This is a genomic window from Myxosarcina sp. GI1, assembly GCF_000756305.1.
Lineage (GTDB): Bacteria > Cyanobacteriota > Cyanobacteriia > Cyanobacteriales > Xenococcaceae > Myxosarcina.
This window is the reverse complement of record NZ_JRFE01000045.1, coordinates 1-20,569: the sequence shown is the minus strand read 5'-3', so window position 1 is coordinate 20,569 and position 20,569 is coordinate 1. Positions and strand designations below refer to the sequence as shown.

General features: G+C 36.1%; 12 protein-coding genes. 2 read left to right on the top strand and 10 right to left on the bottom strand.

Translation table 11 applies throughout. The features are described from left to right. Positions 1–63 precede the first annotated feature (63 nt). Positions 64–711: a hypothetical protein gene (locus KV40_RS26005; RefSeq protein ID WP_036487454.1), complete on the top strand. Its 648-nt coding sequence runs from the start codon at positions 64–66 to the stop codon at positions 709–711. Positions 712–799: 88 nt separating this feature from the next. Here KV40_RS26005 and KV40_RS37475 read toward each other — a convergent pair whose 3' ends face one another. From KV40_RS37475 to KV40_RS25965, 8 genes are all read right to left on the bottom strand, one after another. Continuing rightward, entirely contained in the window at positions 800–1,135 is a 336-nt protein-coding gene (locus tag KV40_RS37475; protein WP_371260838.1) for a DUF4280 domain-containing protein, read from the bottom strand. Between the two features lie 200 nt (positions 1,136–1,335). Next, positions 1,336–4,116, bottom strand: coding sequence for a ubiquitin-like protein (locus KV40_RS25995; RefSeq protein WP_036487452.1), 2,781 nt, complete (start codon positions 4,114–4,116; stop codon positions 1,336–1,338). A gap of 39 nt (positions 4,117–4,155) precedes the next feature. Continuing rightward, positions 4,156–5,100, bottom strand: a complete 945-nt coding sequence (locus tag KV40_RS25990; protein ID WP_036487451.1) for a hypothetical protein — start codon at positions 5,098–5,100, stop codon at positions 4,156–4,158. Between the two features lie 150 nt (positions 5,101–5,250). Continuing rightward, positions 5,251–8,712 (bottom strand): hypothetical protein, encoded by a 3,462-nt coding sequence (locus KV40_RS25985; RefSeq protein ID WP_036487450.1) that lies wholly within the window; start codon positions 8,710–8,712, stop codon positions 5,251–5,253. Positions 8,713–8,835: 123 nt separating this feature from the next. After that, the gene (locus tag KV40_RS25980; protein ID WP_036487449.1) at positions 8,836–11,145 is read right to left on the bottom strand and encodes an AAA family ATPase; all 2,310 of its coding nucleotides are present in this window, start codon (positions 11,143–11,145) and stop codon (positions 8,836–8,838) included. Between the two features lie 94 nt (positions 11,146–11,239). Beyond that, complete coding sequence (locus KV40_RS25975) at positions 11,240–12,955, bottom strand: hypothetical protein (RefSeq protein WP_036487448.1); 1,716 nt, start codon at positions 12,953–12,955, stop codon at positions 11,240–11,242. 140 nt (positions 12,956–13,095) lie between these two features. Next, entirely contained in the window at positions 13,096–16,638 is a 3,543-nt protein-coding gene (locus tag KV40_RS25970) for a hypothetical protein (RefSeq protein ID WP_036487447.1), read from the bottom strand. A gap of 11 nt (positions 16,639–16,649) precedes the next feature. After that, entirely contained in the window at positions 16,650–17,948 is a 1,299-nt protein-coding gene (locus KV40_RS25965) for a hypothetical protein (protein ID WP_156114188.1), read from the bottom strand. 513 nt (positions 17,949–18,461) lie between these two features. Between KV40_RS25965 and KV40_RS25960 the strand changes: the two genes are divergently transcribed. Next, a complete protein-coding gene (locus KV40_RS25960; RefSeq protein WP_072013911.1) occupies positions 18,462–19,112 on the top strand; it encodes a hypothetical protein in 651 nt (216 codons plus the stop codon). Here the strand turns inward: KV40_RS25960 and KV40_RS25955 are convergent. Together KV40_RS25955 and KV40_RS25950 are read right to left on the bottom strand one after the other, a co-directional pair. Further along, positions 19,085–19,522 carry an SWIM zinc finger domain-containing protein gene (locus tag KV40_RS25955; RefSeq protein WP_036487445.1) on the bottom strand — a complete coding sequence of 146 codons (438 nt, stop codon included), beginning with the start codon at positions 19,520–19,522 and terminating at the stop codon, positions 19,085–19,087. The genes KV40_RS25960 and KV40_RS25955 overlap by 28 nt on opposite strands. Positions 19,523–20,020: 498 nt before the next feature. Further along, positions 20,021–20,467 (bottom strand): hypothetical protein, encoded by a 447-nt coding sequence (locus KV40_RS25950; protein WP_036487444.1) that lies wholly within the window; start codon positions 20,465–20,467, stop codon positions 20,021–20,023. Positions 20,468–20,569 lie beyond the last annotated feature (102 nt).

Here is a 20,569-nt window from a genome sequence, read left to right as displayed (position 1 = left end):
TTGGGAATTTTCTAAAAGAAAATTCCCAAACGAAATTAACAATATTAATCGGGAGATTGCAGCATGAGCTGGGAATCAGAATTTAATACTCAGTGGCAATCATTTGTAGAGATTGTCGAAACACTGATTCGGAAAGAAATAAGAAAAACAGGTCGGTTAAATGCAACTATAGCGAACAATATCGTTGGATCGGAAGTAGAAAACTGGTTTATTAGCACTCATTATAACGGTGCATGGTTGCGAAAACTAACCCAACGCCACCCCGATTTAGGCAAAGATTTTCGCAGTACTTTAGAAGAATTGAATTTTAATCGCGAAATAGCATTGAAATCTAGTTTGCCTATCCTACCGATTGTGATGAGTCTAGTATTTATGGCAATAATTTTCTTTGGCTTAGGTCGAATAGACTTGCTTGGTAATTCTTTACCTAAAATTGCTGAATGGCTGAAGCAGGTAAATATCTCTTTACCTAAAATTATAGAATGGCTAAAACAAATAAATAGTTCTCCATTTAGAAAAATTGGTCTGACGATTTTAATTGGTTTAACTACCTTTGCAATTTCAAATTCCCTTCGCGATCGCCAAAAAAAGCGTAGAATTAACAAATTAATTGACCGAATAAAATTAAATTTGACTAAAACTGGCAAAAATCTGAGTTATATAGCATCAAAGGTAGATAGACTAGACCTTAAAACCGAACGAAAAACTTAAGTCATGAACTCAGTATCAAGCGAGTTTTTTCAACACAAATTTTGTTGGCGTTGCATAGTTGCGAGATGATGGTGCAACGCCGTTTTGTTTATGGTACTGATACAATAGACTGCCCAGGATTAGTAATTTGGATAACGCCACCCCAGGCACACATACACTTACAGCTATCATTAAGTGCTAGAGGAGTGTTAATTGAGAAGGTTGCGGTACCAGGTGCCCAAGGGGCAGGAATAACTGGTACGCAAGCAGGTGCTATTGGATTTATCTTAGAGTTACACATTCTAAAGGAAGGAATATTGACTATGGGTCTAAAATCCATAATCGTCGCTGCTAGCTTTCCCTCTATTATGGTTGGCGTTCCTTTGGGTATAACTATTAGTGAACTTGGTGTTGTTCCAAAGGAGCATTTTAGCGTTGCTCCCATTACTACTTGTTTGGGCATTTTCTACTGTTATTCTTTCTGAACTATTCTTTCTGAACGAAACCCTTCATGCTTAAATGAACTTATCCCATTATTCAAAGAAGGCTTATTTTCCTGGTAAAAATTATCTCAAGACCCTAATTTCTCGTTTTTAGTGATTAAAAATATTCAGATTTTCAACAAAAATCATATTGTGGGATAGATTAAACATCGTCCCCCCTCAGCTCCATGAGTTTCCTCCACCTATCCTCAAATTCCTTCAAATCTTTTTCTGCAGCTGATAGTTTCTGTTTACGATTTTTTAAATTTTGACTTTCCCGAATCTCCTCGATCTTTTTCTTCTTCTTTCTTACTTGCATCCATGCCCATTTGTGTTCATCCTTTATGTTTCTTGAGTTATTGGCTTCGGGTATCGGTCTGATTTCTGGTGAACCGTCTTCTGCGGTTGTCGCCTCATGATAAATCCCTGTTTCCGCACTTTTCCTATCTGCTAACATTTGGGCTTTCTGCTCAGGGGGTACCTGCACACTCTCGATCTCGCCCTCTCCCCCAGCATACTTCACATCTTTCATATTATTAACCATGTTCGCGTATGAATTTGTCGCGACTTTACCTTCCTCTGTGTTAATTTTTTCTACAAATTCAGGGGTGTGTGCGTAGCCCAACTGGTTTATCGCTACCGCGCGATGAATATCAGGTTCATCTGACCCCCGTAACGCTTCTGATTGGGTTTTAGAGTATTCAGAACTGCTCATTCCACTCAAATTATTTCCTGTATTGTTCCCTGTCCCAGGATGCTTTCGATGTGCGGCCTTAGTCTCTGCATAGGCGTAACCAGTTTTTTCCAAATCTCCTTTATCTTTTTTACGCCCAGCCCCAGAAGGCTCATAGCCTTCCCTCGTCACAGAGTCGCGAATTACGTGCTCATATTCATGCGTATTTCCCTTAACTTCATACCCTGTCTCTTTTTTAATTCGTTTAGTTTCATATGTTCTGTCTCCGTATGTGCCTTCATCCCATTTCCGTTTCTTGTCCCCACCTCGTAAACGTCCGCGAGTTTCAATAGTGCTATCTTTTTGTATATTCGGGTAGTCAGCTACTGTTGCATTCTCATCAAGTCGTTTACCACCGTGAACGAGATAAACATCAGCAGATTCGTAACCCAACATTTCTTTGATTTCGCTAATTTTGGTATCTGGGGTAATTTGCAAGGGTTTAGTACTACCATCAATAGTTTTCATCAAAACCTGTTGGGAAGATGATTCGCTATTTCCTTGGCTGAGTGCTGAGTTAGGTTGACTGCTTTTCGAGCTGCTGTTTCCTGCATTACTCGACGAACTCTTATTGGTTTTACTTTCACTATCGGATGTTCCAGCAACTCCTAAAGTACTAGGGATGTTAGGTGTAGGAACTTTGGGAGAAGGAAAAGAAATATTTACCAAAGATTTGATTTGGGTATTTGCAGAATTAATGTTTAGCTGTGACGAACCTAGCTCTATATTTTGCGATAAGAAATCAACTTGCTGTTGAGCTTGTCCGAAGATTTTCTTACCATGATTTAACTTAATTTCTGAATTATCGAGAATAATTGCTTCAGAATCAGCTAATTTTTGATTGTGCGGTGAAACAGAAATTGCTAATTTTTCTCCGCAAAGAGTGATATCTGCTTCTTCCAATTCTTTACGATATTTTTGCACCGAACCTAATGCTAAAGGAACACCACAGGGATGAATATCGACAATCATCTCATCGTCTTGTTCGTGTTTGATGTAGATACCGCTGTATTTTTTGTCAGAGTAAGTCGGAGATAATATTTGAGTGAATAAAACCGCATCACCTCCAGATTTTATACTTTGGTCTTTTTCATCTATGATGCCCCAGTTATTGAACTCATCCGAAGGTGCTATTTTTACCTGTGTTTCTTCGTCTGTTTCTTGTTCCCAAGCTTTAAATTTTCCTGGCAGTCGTAAAGATACTACTTCATTGTCTCCTATCTGACGCTCTGGATAATCAAGCTCTATTTTCATCGTGACTGATGGAGATTCTGTATCAAATGCTGGTAACTTAAAGTCATAACTTACCGTATGACAAAATATATTTTTATCGCCTATATTTATAGTTCCAGGAACGAATAGCAATCGCGTTGGATTTTGCCCTTGAAAACTCAGACCCTTTTGTTCGTCTTCGTTAGATCCATGACTCACCAGTTGTTCGATCAAGGCTATTTCTTGACCTGGTTTGAGATCGAGATCGCGAGATAAAGTACAAGAGCGATCTAACCATCGATTCCAACTGTAACGATTCGGCAGAAAAAGATCGAATGCATTCCAGGTAGAATCGAGTTTGGGAATTGTCCGATCTTGCTTTTTTTCTTCAAATAGAATCAAGCGAAGCGGTTTATCCGCATCAAAAGCACACCAACCTTGTACTTCGGGTAAATGTCTGCTGGCAAAAGCGATCGCCCGATTTAAAAAATGAAAGTTGTTAGAGTCTTTGTATCGCCAGATACAGCCATTTTCGGGAAACAATAACTTTAGTCTTTCGACAAAATCCTGATTTGGTTTTTGGAACTTATTGCCGATCGCCTTTTCTAAAAAATCCCAACTATTCTTGCCTTTTGTTTTTTGATAGATTAAATAATCTTGTTTGTTGTCTTTAAAGTTATTTTGATTGAACCATTCAATTAAATCTTTTTTTACAGCCAAACCTACTAACTCAAATGTACTACCTTCTGAACTGTTAGAGCCGACTAAGATAAATTTAAGAGTTGTTCCTCCCCATTGAAAACTGCCTTCTTCTTCTCGACAGATATCTTGGAAAAATTCCTGCTTAAAAGCTTCTTCATTGGATAGTTTATGTTCTGTCCCGTCTAATTTTTCAGACAATCTTAAATGAATTAGAGAGCCTGAATTAACTTTTAAGACGACAGAAATATTAGAGACAGAGTATTCTTTTTCCTTAACTTTGACAATCGGTTTATTCATTGTGAGAAATTTTTATGACTCTACCAAAACTCTGTTTAATTATTTGACAATCAGATCGACTGGATTGGTACTATTAAGTCCTTGCATATAAAGAACTTCAATTGGTAATTCTGGCTCAGATGGCACAACTGAATTGCTTTTAGTATTCGGTGCTGTATTTAAAGTTCTGGAAATAGGTGTCGGATAATTATGAACTATTCGAGAAAGGTAAGTTAGAATTTCTTCGGAAGGTTTATCTGATGTAACTTGTTCGATCAGATTGTCTACTTCCCCGCTTAAGGTAATAGCTTTAAAAGCTCCTTCAGCTACCATCACATAGCCGTTAATTGCTCCTGGCAATTCTTGCTCGCTGGGATATGGCCAAGATTTTTCATCTACTGAAATTTGGATTTTAGGCAAATCCTGCTGGTGTAGCGCGAGAATAGTTCCCATAAGGGAGTTAGCAATAAATGGTACTGCCACAGCAAATCTTTCTGTTCCGTTTGCATTCGCTTGTGTAGCTAGCCAGTATATATGGCGGTCTGTTACTTGACCGAGAGAAAATGTTTGCTTGAGAAAATACTTACCATCATCATTTTTGGTAGGATTTTTAAACTTTGGAGACCATCCTTTGGTATCCAGCCACTCTTTTTTATGTTCGTCTTCGTCAGACAAATCAAAAAGATGTAGCTGTGAAACTTCATTACTAAATTGAGAAAATCTACTATCTACTAATCGCGCCTGATTGATACTAACTTTTTGTTTTCCGACGTTAGAGATTTCCAATTTTCTGTATAAATCTTCTTTTTTCTCGCTCGAATCTTCCAAACTTTCAATAAAAGGCTTTCCTGATTTTTGACAAATATAGGCTGCAAAAAAACCTCGTTTAATCTCAACCTTTTTAGTAGCTTCGTCTACGTTAAAGTTGTAAAAAAACCAAAAGCTCTCTAAATTCTTGGTTACGTTTATACTTCCTGGGCTTGTTTGAACTAATTCGTAAGGCATATTTTTGTCCTCTATTTCATGAGTATTGCATCTATCTAAGCTTAGAAGATACCTGAAAAGTAATTTTAGTTATTTATACAAATTCCTTACACTTAATATAGTTACTAAAACTTAGCAGATATCCTCTCGAACATTTTTATCTAAGACTCATTATTTGATTTCTTTGGCAAAGATCTCTTTCCAAGGCAATTCAAATATGTACTGTTCTTCCTGTTCTAAAGACGTACCATATTTGTCTGTAATAGAAAAGTTTCCTCCTCCCAGTGCGGTAGGACGTGCAAATTGATTATTGAGTTCTACTTTAAGAGAAAGATCGGCTAATTCTTTTACTGTTGAAAAAGCAGCATGGCAAATGTCTGGTAATTCTTTAGTATCCCAAAGCTTCTCATCAAGTATTTGACCAAATTGTTCTTTGATATTGATGCTGGGATCTTTTCGTTTGGCTAATATTATTACATTCAACCACTTAGTGAATATCAGATTATCTAGCAGCTTACAATTTGGACTTAACCAAAAGTGACGTAACAAATCTACTACTGTTTGATTCTTGCTCAGATTGATATCAAAATCTTTGCGTATTTTCATACTTACTGGTGGTTTAAAGTTCTCTACAGAACCCATTACCAGGGATGAATCTGGCAACATCGTAGCCGTACTTAGCAATAAATAACTGTTTCTGTTTTGATGTTCCGACCAATCGACAACTATATTTAGCTTTTGCTTGTCAGAAGAGCCACTTTCATCAATTACTAAGTTAGGCAAATTAAATTCTGTTGTCGGACAAACTAGCGGTAGCGGTAAAGGAACTTTGTCTGCTAGTAAATTTTGTGGACTTACAAATATGGGAATCTGCAAGTTACTAGCATTATCAGTATCTTCAATTAATTGAGCTAGAGTCTCTGCTAGTGTTGTCAAACCTTCGCTAGCCTCAGATTGGGAGGTCAGATAAACTACTGAAGGACAATCAGCGTTAAAAGAGAAAGTTTCATAATCATCGATCTTGTATATATCTCCGTATTCTTGAACGGTAGTATTTAAAAATACAATTTCTAAGTCTGTCCGCTGCATTATTTCAAAAAAGCTTTTGATTTCTGCTAGCTCTTGAAGATACTGTTGGACGTTATTTAGCTTTTTACATAACTCGTAATGGTATTGAAGAATTTTAGAAATATTTCTTTTTCCTGTGTCTCCTTCTTCTACTGGATAATACTGACTCAGATTGATTTTTTGTAATAGTTGTAGAAGTTCGGGTTCTTTACTGAGTACCCCATCTAAAATTTTACTGTTGTCTACTTCTCCTAGATGTTCGACAATATCAACCATCAAACCCAAAATGTTACTTAGGTCTTCGCGACCGATTTGGGTTGTTCCTTTTGGTGCAGCTTGGATATATTCGCATAGCAGCAGAGAACGAAAAGCACGATTAAAATCTGGGTCTGGTTCTTCAGAATATTCATCGCGATACTTACTGAGAATTTTATCCATCGATCTTGACAATTGCTCGTAATTGTTTTGAGTAGTTTCAGCAATTGTATTGATTCTTTCAATTTCATCTGCTTTGGGGAAATCCATTAGTTCGGGAATATCCAACTCCTGAACTTTATATGTTTTATCTTCAATCTGTATCTCTGCTTCTGCGCTATCAAAATACTCTGCTGTTTGGATATCTTCAGCTTCTAACTCAATGTTATTTTCTTGAATTTTGTAACTACCAATTTTATTTCCTTCACCGTCTGTTACCTCGCCTGAAGTATTAGCTGGAATTAATTCGAGTACTTTCGGTTTTGGTGCGGTAACTGAAGTAATTAAGCTACTCCGTGCAGCCGTTTGAACAGCTTGTTGAGTTTTCTGTTTGCGTGCTTTTTTGATATCTTTGTCTATACTTTCAAAATCAGGCATGGACAAATCTGTCATTACATATACGGGAGAGCCTGCTGTTTCTTCTTTAGCAATAACTTCATGTCCGCTCCGCAAATCGTAAAGGTCATGTGCTAGTTGTTCTTCATTTTTAATTTGGACTTGATTTTTTAAATATTCTTCAGCAAAACGATTCTTGCTCTTCCGAGCAAATTCTTTGACAAAGGCTTCTTTTACTTTAACTTTGAAACTTTTATCTCCTTCTTCTTGCTTGGCTTCATCGATTACAGCATCAATAAATTCCTTGATATTAAAGTCTTTGAATTTTTCTGCTTCTTTGTCTCTGGCTGCTTGCTTACTTAATCTATCCGAAAATTCTTTGACTTGTTCTTCAGCTTCAGCATTTGTATCGGGGTCAGTATTCAAGATAGTTCTGTAATATTTAACAAATAGCTGATTAAACTCATCATTTTCTTTGAGAAGTTGTCCAGCTTTTCCTCCTGCTATCTGGTTTAGCTTCTTAAAAGTATTTTTGGCTCGCAAACGTAAATCTTTCAAAGTTACAGCACGGTCTGGTAATAATACTGCAAAAATATTATCTTCAGCTTTCTCGGCAAAAATCAGATAATTACTATCTCCTTCAATCTGATTAGCAATTTGTTCTGCAACTTTTGCTTCTTGAATTAACTTTAAGTTCCTATTTTTCGCTTCTCTGCTTTCTCCCCGAATCCGTTTGTCTCCCTGATCTTCTACGCCAATGCTATACATTTTGCCACCAGCTTCGGTTTGACTTGTCACATCCCATTCTTGGTATTTACTAGCTAACCAACAGAAGACACTCGAATGAATTGCTTGAGTCCTTACGAGTCGATGAATTTTATCGGAAGCATCTATAAAACCGTTGTAATAAGCCAAAAAGTTTTTATCGCCTATTTTTTTACCAATTTGAGGATGGGATATTCCATAATCGGGATCGCTAGGATAATTTTTTAGCCAGCTAAAGTTTTTCGTTTTGGCAATTTTACTCCAGGTTTCATCTTCTGCTCGATCGAGCATTACCCTTTTACATCTAATTAAAGCTTCGGCTAACTTATCTACTTGTTCGTCTTTATAGATTTGCCCTGAGTCATCTTTAAAGCTTTTTAAGGACTTGCGAAAAGCAGTTTCGATTTCTGGCTCATCTTGTTCGTGAGCCGTTAGGTATTGGACTATAACCGAACAAAATGAGTTATCGGAATTAATCGTTTTGTACCACTGTGCATCCTCAGCAATTTTGTGTTCTAGATGTTCGTTGGCTTCCAAAAACAGATAGTGTTTGGCTATCTTGAGTAAGCTTTTAGTAAAATGACTATGAGTAAAATATGCTACGGTATCGAGGCTTTCAACAAGTTGCCTAACTACTTCCTTTCCTTGCTGCTGTATTCCCTTTGCTTCTTCTCCAGAATAAACAGTTCCATCGAGTAAAGGACTGTCAAACAAAATTGGTTGTGAATAGCCTTTATTTTTTACCTTTAAAGGGGTATCTAATTCATATTGATTAAATATTGTGTCACCAATCGGTAGAGTCCCCTTGCTTGAGGAGCGTAATTCTGGTTTGAGTTTGGCAAATAAATCCGCTACGCTTATCTTTCCATCTTTTCCGCCAGAGTTTTTAAATACATATCGAATTTGCTCGTCTTCGCTATTAAAACGTCCTATGATTGCTAAGGTTTTATTCGATTTTTTTAATAGTTCTAATTGTTTTGGGTCTAGCATCGTACTACCTACTTACTGTGATTTTATAGATTGACAAAATTTTGAAATAGAATGGCTACAGATAAATTCCTCTCCTCACTTCCAAGCACCCATTTGTAGCCTGGTTCTGGGTACTGGGTATTACTAGCTTTCAGCTAGATATTTCTTAACCAGACGTTCGATACAACGAATAGATTGTTTTGGCTCTAATGCCTTGGTTACTATTCGCTCTTTAATGGCGTAAGGGCAATCTTTCCAGCCAAATTCTTCTAAGGTTAAATCGAGGATTTGCTTGAGATATTGTGGTTCTTTAATAGGAAAGAAAGGAATGACAAAATCAACGCGATCGAGAAACGCACGATCTAAAGGTGTTTTTCTCTGTACGTATTCGAGGCGATGGTAACGATTTTTGAGATCGATATATCTCTCGATTAGCATTTCTCCGTTTTGCTGAAATGAGTCTTGGAGCGATTGGGACTCATCGAATTTATGTTTGAGATCGCCTATCTGTGCGAGCAAACAATTTTGCATGGCTATTTCAGTTTCGTCGATCGCACCTTGAAGAATTAATCTGCGTAAAGATTCGTCGCTAAAACTATCTGCCAATATTGTTCTAGAATTATTATCGATCGCAGAGGTATTTTGATAAATTTCTTCTACTTGTTCTTGACCTTGGTTGGTGGTCATGATGAAAATAACTTGCGAAAAATAAACAATTTTACCTTCAGCGTCTTTTCCCTCTCCTTCGAGAATACTCAGCAAGATATCTTGTATCGAAGCATCCGCGCGGTCGATCTCGTCTAGCAAAATAACGCAAGAGGGGCGAGATCTAACTAGATCGTAAATAGTTCTAGTAGAGCGATAACCAACGTAACCTGGATCTGCTCCCATAAAACGAGTCCTGGCACTTTCGGAAGAATATTCTGACATATTGAAGATAAAGAAGGCTTCATCTCCCAAACCCAGATGAATCGCTAATTTTCTGCCTAAATGAGTTTTTCCCACCCCAGGAGGCCCAACAAAAAGAAATCTACCACGAGGCGTTTTGCGTGGAGGACACTTAGCCATTTTTTGTAGCACTTTACAGACTGTTTCTACGGCGGTATCTTGAGCGATAACTTGCTTTTTGAGATTCGATTGTACTTTTTGATAGAATTCGTCTGGATCTTTCCCTAACATTTCAGTCCCAATGGATTGTTCTTCGGCAATGTGTTCCCATAAATCTGCAAAGAGAATTTTGTCTAAAGGTGGATGTTTGAGATAGGCAATGCGGTTGATTGCTCTATTTAAGGTACTTTCTGTCAGATGCAGGGCAATTTCTGGGAAAAAACGCTCGGGATATCTTTCTGAAGCTAGGCTAATTAATAAAGAACAAAATTCTTCCTTTGAAGTCTCAAAATCTAACTTTATTCTGGAGCGATCGATTAATTGCTCCATCTTCTTAGAAACAATTTCTAAAGTGACTGTAGGAGATAGAGGTGACAATGTATAGTTTTGGATCGGTTCGAGTAAGCTCGAACTTAAAGCTTTCTCTGTGCGACATACTAAGATAAAAGTGCGTCCAGTGGTAGACAAAATGCCACCAAAAAGATTGACAAAGGTTTCGTAAACTGAAAGAGTCGGATTTAAAATTGTTTCAAAACTGTCGAATATGGGAATTACTTGAGGATTGGCTTGGAGATATTGATATAGGCGGGTAAGACGAGTTCGATTGTCTTCTTCAGAATAGATAAAATCTTGTCGCTCGAATAAAATAAAACGAACATTACTTAATAAGCGATCGCCAGAACTTCGCCAGCGAGCTAAAGCATTTTTAATTAATTCTCGTAAAAAAACAGATTTACCTACCCCCTGATATCCTTCTAATAAATAGTGTCTCCTTTGACGGATTACAAGAGATAAAAAACCTAAATGTTTCTCAAGATCTGCCTGGCGACCTAAAAAAGGTAAATCGTTTTGCGTTCCGATCCATTCAGCATCGATTAGGATGCCAAACCCCAGATCGGCAACTGTTAGCTCGGAAAATTCAGGCATTAGAAAAAGAGTATCGACCCCTTGCTCTCGACAAATCTTGCGACATAACTTTAAAAATTTGTCTTCAAAATTTCCTTCTAAAAGCCAATGAATTGCGTTATCCGTAAGTCGGTTTTGTCCAGAGCGACTGTGAATAAAATTCTCATAGTTGCTAACAGCTAGCTCTATGTCATAACTAATAAAAAAATTATTTTCTTGAGAGTTACTAGAAGCAACAGCGTATTGAGCGATCGCCGAGTTTACCCGATCGATAACGATTGAAATGGAATCCCTACCATTACTAGATTTGGATTGATAACGATAATTTTGTTGAAGACAATAAATTAGCAAATGGGCTAAAGTACCTATTTCTCTAGGATTTTTTTGATTGGCTTGGTTAATGGTTGTTTGAAGTAGTTGACGAAATTTTTGTGCAGACATAACAGATACAGATGAATCGAGTTATGAAAAGTATTGATGAAGCGAACGCAAGCGGAATCTACGGGGGAGGTACTGTTGGCACAAGATCGTTTTCTCAAGTACGAGAAAAACGAATATTTGTATCTTTCCAATCGGCTTGGTTGGCTTTCTGACCTAAATAATCTTGTCCGAGAATCGATTTTTGGATGACAAATCCACGTCTGATGATAAAATTCAACCACACATCCCAACGCTCGTTAAATATGGTGCGGTGGCAATCATTCCACCAGCCAAAATCATTGTCGAAGTCTACCTGTTCTCGTTCTCGCTCGCGATCGAAAGAGTTAAACAATGACCATAAAAAGTGATACGCTCCAAAGTTTATTGAATTAATCGGATCTAAAAACTTATTATCTCGATTGGGAATAGCGACTAATATTTTAGATTCTGGGATAACATGGCTATTACTGAAGTAATTCCAGAAATCAACATCGTCAAACTTGACCAATCCTTTGTCTCGATCCTCAATACGTAAAAAATTATCGTAAGGAAATTTTTCTAAAGTTTGTTTTACTTCAGTAAATTCAGGCTCGGTAAACAATTCAAATAAGAAGCGATATAGATTATTTGCTTGGCTATCGGCTCTATATCGAGGATGTTGCTTTAACGCAGAAGTTAATGAAATATCGGATAAATCGTCTACCTGAAAAGTTACCAAACCTCTACTAGAACGATAAGGTCGAGCCGACGAAGGTGGAGGGACTACATCGACTTCTTGCTGGATGTTTATTTCTGAAGAGTCGATCCATTTTTCGAGCCAATAGGAAGCCAACCAAAGTTTATTTGATTTTGCATCTTGAGGCGATTTCCAACCAATCAGTAATTGTTCGCGCTCTAGATTTTGGCGCACATTTTGGCGAGCATGAAACTCACCCCCAAGTAAATCTAGAATTAAAAAAGGTTTCCATGGTTGATGATATTGAGACCCTAGAAGAATATATTCAACGAGACTTAAATTTGCATTGTTAGCTTGATTTTGTTGATGCTGTTGAATTATTTGACAGAGTTTAATTAGAAAACTAATTCGCAAGTTATAACTTTCATCAATATGGGGTTCGACTGAGAGTAAAGCCGAGCGATCGATAAATAAGCTAAGAGCATTAAGATATTCATTTTCCTTAGCATTTTCGATGTGTTCTAAATCGTTTTCATCCAAAGAAAGAGTAAGAATTACTGGATTTAGCCAGCCTACGGGATAGTAACCATCCAGGCGATCGCCCGTAATATTGGGATCGCATTCTAGGTCTATTATCTCTGGGTCTACCCCCACATCGCTTTCTACTTGTTTGAAAAAAGCTCCATAACACTCACTTTTTTTGCTAGCTAAAGAACTGGAAAATCCTAATTTTTCTAGTTTGATAACTTGATAGCGATAGGTTTTATCAAAGTTACTTTTATTACGAAAATCTATTAGCTTTTTACCTCTAAGTTCGGGTAAATATAATAAGTTGTTTGCTCCAAGTCTATCTGAAAGGCGATCGAATATCGAAACATCTTCTAGATGACATTTTAAGTAATATTTATTATCTTGTTGGTGCCTCCAAATACAAACAGTAGTAAGATTTGCAGAATCAGGATGAATTAATTTTAGAGAAGCTCCCGACTCTATACTTTTTCCTGCTAAGGTTTTTACTGCTTTTTTCAAAGAATCTAGATCTGCTCTTAATCTGATGGAAAATGAGTCGTATTCATATTGAGGAAAAAAATAATTCCATTCATTACTTTTTCGATCTTGATAAGTTGGTTGAGAAACAATTGTGAAGCTTTTCATTTTAGACAGATTACCTCAATAACAGGCTTTTTTGCATTTAACAATAATAATGAATCAAGTTTTTAGTCTGTTGATTACTAACAATTACTTATTCAAAAGTTTGTTAAAATATCGCTCGAAACAACTTGCTTCTTAGAAAACTATTTATTTTGAGAAAATAATTCTCTTTTCAATAATTCGTCTATATTTTCAGTCAAAAGTTGCTTGATTTTCTTTGGATCGATAGAAGTCAAGTTTCCCCAGATAATATTAGTATATTCCCTGAAAGAATCATTTAACCATTGTAAATCTTCAATCCATTTTGATGTTCGTAAGTATTCTACTCGTTCTTGTATGATTAATAACTTACGTTTTTTCTCATAGACTTTTAAGAAATTATTGTACTCATTAGTTTGCAGAAAACTAGATTGCTGTATTATGTCTTCTAACAAAGATTTTAAACGTTCTTCATCTCGATCGACCCGATCAAAAATTTCCTGATAAATAATGAAAGCTGTTTTTAACTCTAATTCTATTTCTTTTGCTTGCTTGGGTATATCTCTAGAATTTAATGACAACAAATTGCGACTTAGTTTTATAGATTGATAATCTTCTCTAAAATCGTCTAAATTTATCTGTGTTTTAGATTTTTGTGTGCGTTCTAAAAGATTAGCTATCTTGCTAAACAAATTTAGAATTAGGCTTATTATTTCTTGAGGTTTTTCTTGAAATAATTTAACATCAAATCCTTGCGCCTTTAGTATTTTCAGTAAGTATTGTGCTAAATACAAATTAACAATATATTCTTCATAGTTATGTTTATTTGAGATGCTAAGATCTATGCTTTTAAATTGTCGCCAATTTTTTGATAAAATTGAGATCATCTTGAGTAATAAATTTTGTTGTTCCTTTAATTTTTGTTCTAAATTTGTTACTACACTAATTTTAATTTCATCAAATTCAACTTTAATCTCGTCAGACTCGTGTCTCTTAACCAAAATGAACTGTGAATACTTAGGTTTTTTGGGATATTTAGGCAAATAATTGCTTAAAAGCTGACAATATTTTTTAGATTCCTCTTCATCATCAAGTTCACAAAACCTTTCAAAAATTGTTTGTTCGCTTCCAGTTCCTGAAATTAAGCTGCGATCGCGATCGTCAAATTTTCCACATTGAACTCGACATAGAGCAATTTCGTTATCTAAAACTTTAGAAAATAAGAACTTATCGTTGATTGAAGCTTCAAATGCTTCACTTCTATTAGCAATATCAAATGCTCGAAGCTGTCTGGGTAATAGCTTGATTATTGTTTCTAGATTGTCCTGATTTATTTGTATTTGATGTTGTTTAGGTTTACCATTGTTATAATCAGTTATTATTTTAAAGAAAATGTCTCGAATTTCTCGCGCTACTGGCTGATATTCTGGATCTTCTATAAAGTAATCAACATTTCTAGATTCGGCATTAAACCACCAAATATTATCATAATAGTTGATAGTATCTGGTTCGATAAATTCTATTTCTCTCACATAAAAATCTATAAACTGTGAAGTTTTTGTGTTATAAATGTAACTTTGTTCTAGAGGCATACCAAGCTCTTTCAAATTTGCTCTAAGCAATTTAGTTAAAAAACTATCAATAAATTCTTTCTCTTGAACAAAACTAATTAAGGCAGATTGAATCGGTTCAAATCCAGAAATCAAGGATAAAATATCGCTCGCATCTCGATCTCTGTTATTTTCAATTGTTTTCAGAACATTATTAAAGTCTTTTCTCATGACATCAAAATTTGGAGCTTTATTTAAGCTCTTGAAAATGTCTCGATCGATTTCAAGAGAAGATGTCATCGCTGCTTCGCCAAAAAATAAATCGACTTTACGAAAATCACTAGTAAGTTTTTCTTTAAATTCTCGCCGATAATAGCTTTCAACATTTTTGTAAGTAGCTTTGATAATAAAACTGCTAAGATCGCTCCATAAAGTTTGCAAGCTATGATACCGACTGTCAGCTTCAAACAAAGAACAAGTATATATAAAACTCAAATTAGTAAAGTTTGCATTTAATAAGCGATTGATTATGTTTTGTACTCTTTTAAGATCGTAATTTAATCGATGGGCAAATGCTAAATTAGCACAACAAGCTTCAGTTCTATTAGCAATTTCTAAAGGGTTAATTTGTTTGTCTTCTGGTTGATATCGTAACGAAAAGAAGTTAAATCCTCTACTAAGTTCTACTTCAGAGTTTAAATAGCTCTGAAATTTATCAAACATTTGCGGATCCCCTTCTGGGGATTGTTTATTGGCGAGCAATCGATCGGATTGATTAAAGGTAAAATATATCGGAATATTTCGGTAACGTTCGTCTTTTTCGGCTAGCCTGTCAAGTAAATTTATCAAAAAATCATAGGATTTTAAATTATCCTCTTCTTTTGTAGAAAATACTAAGATAATTACAGATGGTAAACGCCTTTCAAAATATCCTTGTAAAGATTGCCTTTTTGTCACAGTACTCTCTTTGAGTACTATATGTGTATCTTCTATTTCTGAAAAAGTAAATCGACAAAGATGGCGAACTTTTGAGCGCATCTCCATAAGATAATTCTCTCTTACTTCTAGCTCTTCACCTTTTTCCCATTTTTCTCTATCTAATTTTTTATTTTCTTCTGAAGCATCTATATACTCGATCGATAAAGGTAGTTGTTCTTTATTTGTGTTACTAAAGTGTTCCATAGCATGAAACAAATATGTTTTTCCTACGCCAGAAGCACCGATGGTATAAACAAAATTATCCGTCCCATGAGGTGAGGGTAACTCAATTGGTTTTTCCTCATGGTATTCATAAAATTTAAAATTTAGTTTTTCTTGTAGAAAAAACCTCATTAATGATGCGGTTGCACCCCAATATCGCAAAAGTTGCTCTAGTATTTTTCTACCAGTTTCTTGTCCTAAACGCTCGATAAATTTTTCTTCTTTTAAAGACTCAATCGCTCTTGCTACAAAATCTTCAAGGCTAACAGTTCCAAAATGATTGGCAAACCTGTACAGATAAAGAAACGAACGAGTAAACTCTTTTGCTAGATTACTATTTTCATCATTATCAAAAATTTCTAATAAATTGATGGTAGGTTTTCCTTTAATTGTTCTACAAAAAATTGCTGCTTCGGCTATTTGCAATTGACGTATTAAAGATTCTTTTTCTTCTTTAACAGATATAGATTTATTAGGATATAAATACACATAGAGATGAGATATTGAATAAAGCAATTTTCGCTGCAACTCCATTTCTGGCTTGTCTTCTATACACATGAATTTTATTAAATCTTGAATATGTTTTTGCCAGAGATAAGGAGCAGTTATTTTCTTTGCTAATAAAATTTCATCAAATTGGTCGTGAATTTGACCGACAAAATAACGAAGAATATCTTTTTCTCGCTGGTTCTTATATTTACCTTCTTGCTGGTTGTATAAATCCCATAAATCTAGAAAAAAGCCTCTAGTAGCTTTATCTCTTGCTTGGGAAAAAACTTGCCAAATATCGTATAAATGATACAGCTTGTTGTTTTCAAGAGTGTATTTTAAAACTTCAAGATATCTACTACGTTGATTATATTGTTCTTGAGGATTTTGCATAAATCCTTTATTCTCAACAATTTCTCTGTTGATGTTTCTAATTAAATCATCACATTCTTGGCAGTTACTAACCATAATTCGTTCTCCTATATTTCAATTAGCTCTACTTTGTTTATTATTTCTTCTGATGGAACAGCAATAAATAAATAATCTTCTATTGCTAAGTCAAGTTTGTATTTATTTGGTGACTGTTCTTCTTTTTGAGATTTTTGCTTTAGAGGAATCAAAGTTTCCGTACTGCAAAGATTTTTTTTATTGGTAAAAATAAAAGCTACATTGATTGGCTCTTCATTAAATTTAATGTTTATCTTTTGACCTTCCTTTTCGGAAGATGGCAATTCATATCGATATAAATATCGTTTGGCATCAAAAATTTGAGGATAACCTTTACTAGGATAAACTTCTTTATTTGTCTGTAACTTTTCAAAAAAACGCGAATTTGAAGCAAATAAATAACTCAGTTTTTCAATGAAATTTTGTCGATCTTGACCTGTTTTTGTCTCCATCTTCAAAAGTTCATCGATGGGCTCGAATATCTCTGGTTCAATTTGATTTCCGTATTTTTCTGCTAATTGTCTTTCTAAAGCACGCCCCTGAAAATTTTTACGAGATCGATCCTGTAAGTCTGAATAACTTTGGCGATCGAGATCGATTAATCTGTGATAAAATCCCTTAGCAGATTCTAAAGTTAATAAAGCTTCATTTATGAATCTAGCTACTTCGGTATTTTCAGATTTAGAAAATAGCCTTAGCCTTTCAAGGCGATCTATATATTCACTACAGTCAAGATTATTTTCTTTGACTGCAACTATTAACCGTTCTATATATTGCTCTATTTTTTCTTGGAAACTTAAAACTATTTGCCACAAGTAATTTGTAGCATTAAGCTGCAAAACTAAAGGAGTTATTGAAAAAATTCTCTTACTGCGATCGCCTATTACCCGCCCCAATTCAATTAAAAAAGCTTCTACTTCTCGTTCTGATTCAATTTCAGGAAGATCCCATTTAAAATCAATTTCATAACCATCATTATTATAAGATTCCGAATTTTTGGCTAGATAAACTACAGCAAACAAAGTTTTCCCTACTTTTTCGACTTTTCTGCGCTCTTGAATAATGAAGGGGTATCCTTGTGGTGAAATAACACATAGATTGTTTACAAACAAGTTATCATCTTCCAAATCAAAATGATTCCAAGATTTTGAAGTCGAGTTTAAATCAATTTCTGAAGGTTTGAAAAAGCCAAAGTTTTTCCCAGCAACACAATTCCAACGGAAAAACTCTATTGAAAGTCTCGCTAGTCCGTATAATTGTTGTTCGGAAAGAATCTTACCGTTTTCAAATTTAGGTATTTTAAATGCCATAGCCATACATATTTTATTCAAGTCAAGAAGATGAATAACCTGAAAAATCAATTGTGCAAAAAAACTCCAAAATTTGCCTTTTTAAAGCATAGATAAATAGAGAGAATACACAATTTGTATTCAGAACAATTTAGTAACAGAATTACTATCACTATCTTGATTTGCGTTTTATATTAGTTTGATTCCGAGCCTATTAATCTCATAAATCTCACTTTAAAACCAATATAAAAACTCATATAAGTAGCTCCGTAACCGTTCATCCCCCGCTCCGAAAAAAGCAGAACTTGGGAGCATCCCACTTTACTTGGATGAAAACCACTGGTACGAGAGCGGAAAGCATCATTGGTTATGGGTGGCAGTAAGTACAAAAACCGCTGTATTTCATATTGGCTCTCGTCGGAAAGAAGAATTATCCTATTTGGTCAAAGAAGTTTTGAGGGTCGCTACAGCTAGTTGATAAAACTCATTCTAGACGAAGGTTTGAGGGGAATATGGGAGTAAAATTCACGCATCGTTGCCATCCCCCTTATTCAGTTGACCGAGGAAGATAGGGTAGAGCTATATCTGGCAAGATTGGAAAATAACCGTCGCATCGTCGAACGAGTGCGTCTGACTAGAGAACAAACTGCTAGTTACTTGTTAACCAGTCGCGGTTGTCCCCAAACTCCCGATTCTTTAGGCATTACCGATACTTTAGCTCATCTTAGAGATGCGATCGCCCATCTGGAATCAACTATCACTCATCTGAGCAGTAGCTATATCGCTCCTGAAGGCGTAGAAGCTCACCGCTACGTAGTCAAGCGTCCTTACCGCAGCTATGAATATAACAAGCTTACTTCCAAAGAGGCAATTTTTCCACCCCAGATTAAAGAGCAAGAAGTCAAGGTAGTTCACCTCTCTAAAGACGACGACCCCCGCAACATTGAAGCTCGCGCTGGCATCGAACGCCGCAATCGCCTTCTGGCGATCGCTACTCAGATCCGAGCCGCTACCGAATTGCTCGACAAGGCTAGAGAAGATGCTTCTAGCATTCCTGTCTATGACACCGTGACTCACAAAATTACCCGCCCTGAGTGGTTTTTTACGAGACTTCGCGCTACCAGAGGCGATCGCATGATTACAGAGAGAAAGCCCGATCGCTTCATTCCCACAAGATTTCAACTCAGTCCCCTAATATTCAAGTAGGCAAAATTCTCTATATTATCAAGCAATTCTGGTTTAAGTGCCACCAGTTTTTGAATCAAAGTTTTGGTTTGAGCTTTGTTAAGACGCTTTAAGATTTGTTCTAAACTCTGACGCTGTTCGATCGCTTCTGGTTGGTGCAAGCATACTAACAATGTTGCCACGATATGTTGGCACCATCCTTCAAAATCACTAGAACAACTACAACAAGCCGTGTTTACTTCATCTTTACCTAAGCCAATATTAACTCGATGTGGTCTAAGCTCATTGCCTTCAACTTCTGCCGTAATTGATTGTCCTCGTCGCACTACGCTTCTAACGCATCCATTTTGATAATAAGCTTGACCCTTTTGCCAACAAGATTGACTGCTATGACGACGAATCATTTCCTGATTGAGTTGGGGAATTGCCATCGATTTTATTTAGCTAATCTATATCGATCTTACAGCTAAAGATGCGGTGCTGTTACTTGACAGAAACAATTGCGATTGGCTTGCGTGTCTTGGGCAGATGCCCGATTATCAGACACATCTATTGTTCGCCTTCTTTTATTTTCTACCCCGAACAATGGCTTAAAACACTAAGCTTTGATTTGAGTAAATCAATAATTGTACAATTTATCATTTGTACAATTCAATTTTAGTCTCAAACTATAACACCCAGACTGAGTTATAGTCTGGGTGCGAATTTAATATATGCCAGCTTTTTATTCACAGCAGCTAGCGGTATTTATAATAAGAGTTTTTATTGATTCAATTTTAAACCTACGCCTCTTGCCTGAAAAGTGATTTTTCTCGCTCGAAGACAAAATTCATCTTCTCTTGATAATTCGTTTACAGGTAGTTAGTTTTGCCGCTCAAACTTTGACGATTAGTGCAAGCCAGTGTCGGGGGCGATCGCATTTATCTTGATTAATTTAAAGCCCGATACGTACCAAGCTTTACTCTTTCCCATTCCGTTCCCAAATAACTATCTCTTCCCAACACATTGCCAATCGCTTGACGTACTTTAGTCAATTGATTTTTCGACCAGTTTGATTGCTGTTTCTTGGTATAGAGATAGTCGATGATGTCCTGGGATGTAAACACATCAAGTTTATGCTCTGCTAAAAAACCTTTTACTGTCTTCAGCAAAGTTACTTTTAACTTACTTGACGGTGGTAAATTATAGGGCTTTTTACGCTGAGCGTTTTTAGTTGCTCTCAATCTGGTTGATGGAGTTTTGTCTCGATTTGGTTCGACTTGGTTAATCTCAGAGATTACCTTGCCATTAGAATCTACATTGTCGTTAGGTGAAGTAGAATTGGTTACTTCGCTTTCATCGAGCGGAAATGCTGAGGTTCCCTCAGCATATTCCACGCTCGTTCTTTGAACTATCGGCGATTTAGATTTGTTCTCATTGGATACATAGCAAGAGCGATTGCGCTACGCGCACTGGCAAAGCCAATCGTAAACATCTAA

What these genes read in the sequence shown, in the direction of transcription:
- KV40_RS26005 (WP_036487454.1), top strand. Translation starts at nt 64, where the DNA reads ATGAGCTGGGAATCAGAATTTAATACTCAGTGGCAATCATTTGTAGAG.
- KV40_RS37475 (WP_371260838.1), bottom strand. Translation starts at nt 1,135, where the DNA reads ATGGGAGCAACGCTAAAATGCTCCTTTGGAACAACACCAAGTTCACTA.
- KV40_RS25995 (WP_036487452.1), bottom strand. Translation starts at nt 4,116, where the DNA reads ATGAATAAACCGATTGTCAAAGTTAAGGAAAAAGAATACTCTGTCTCT.
- KV40_RS25990 (WP_036487451.1), bottom strand. Translation starts at nt 5,100, where the DNA reads ATGCCTTACGAATTAGTTCAAACAAGCCCAGGAAGTATAAACGTAACC.
- KV40_RS25985 (WP_036487450.1), bottom strand. Translation starts at nt 8,712, where the DNA reads ATGCTAGACCCAAAACAATTAGAACTATTAAAAAAATCGAATAAAACC.
- KV40_RS25980 (WP_036487449.1), bottom strand. Translation starts at nt 11,145, where the DNA reads ATGTCTGCACAAAAATTTCGTCAACTACTTCAAACAACCATTAACCAA.
- KV40_RS25975 (WP_036487448.1), bottom strand. Translation starts at nt 12,955, where the DNA reads ATGAAAAGCTTCACAATTGTTTCTCAACCAACTTATCAAGATCGAAAA.
- KV40_RS25970 (WP_036487447.1), bottom strand. Translation starts at nt 16,638, where the DNA reads ATGGTTAGTAACTGCCAAGAATGTGATGATTTAATTAGAAACATCAAC.
- KV40_RS25955 (WP_036487445.1), bottom strand. Translation starts at nt 19,522, where the DNA reads ATGGCAATTCCCCAACTCAATCAGGAAATGATTCGTCGTCATAGCAGT.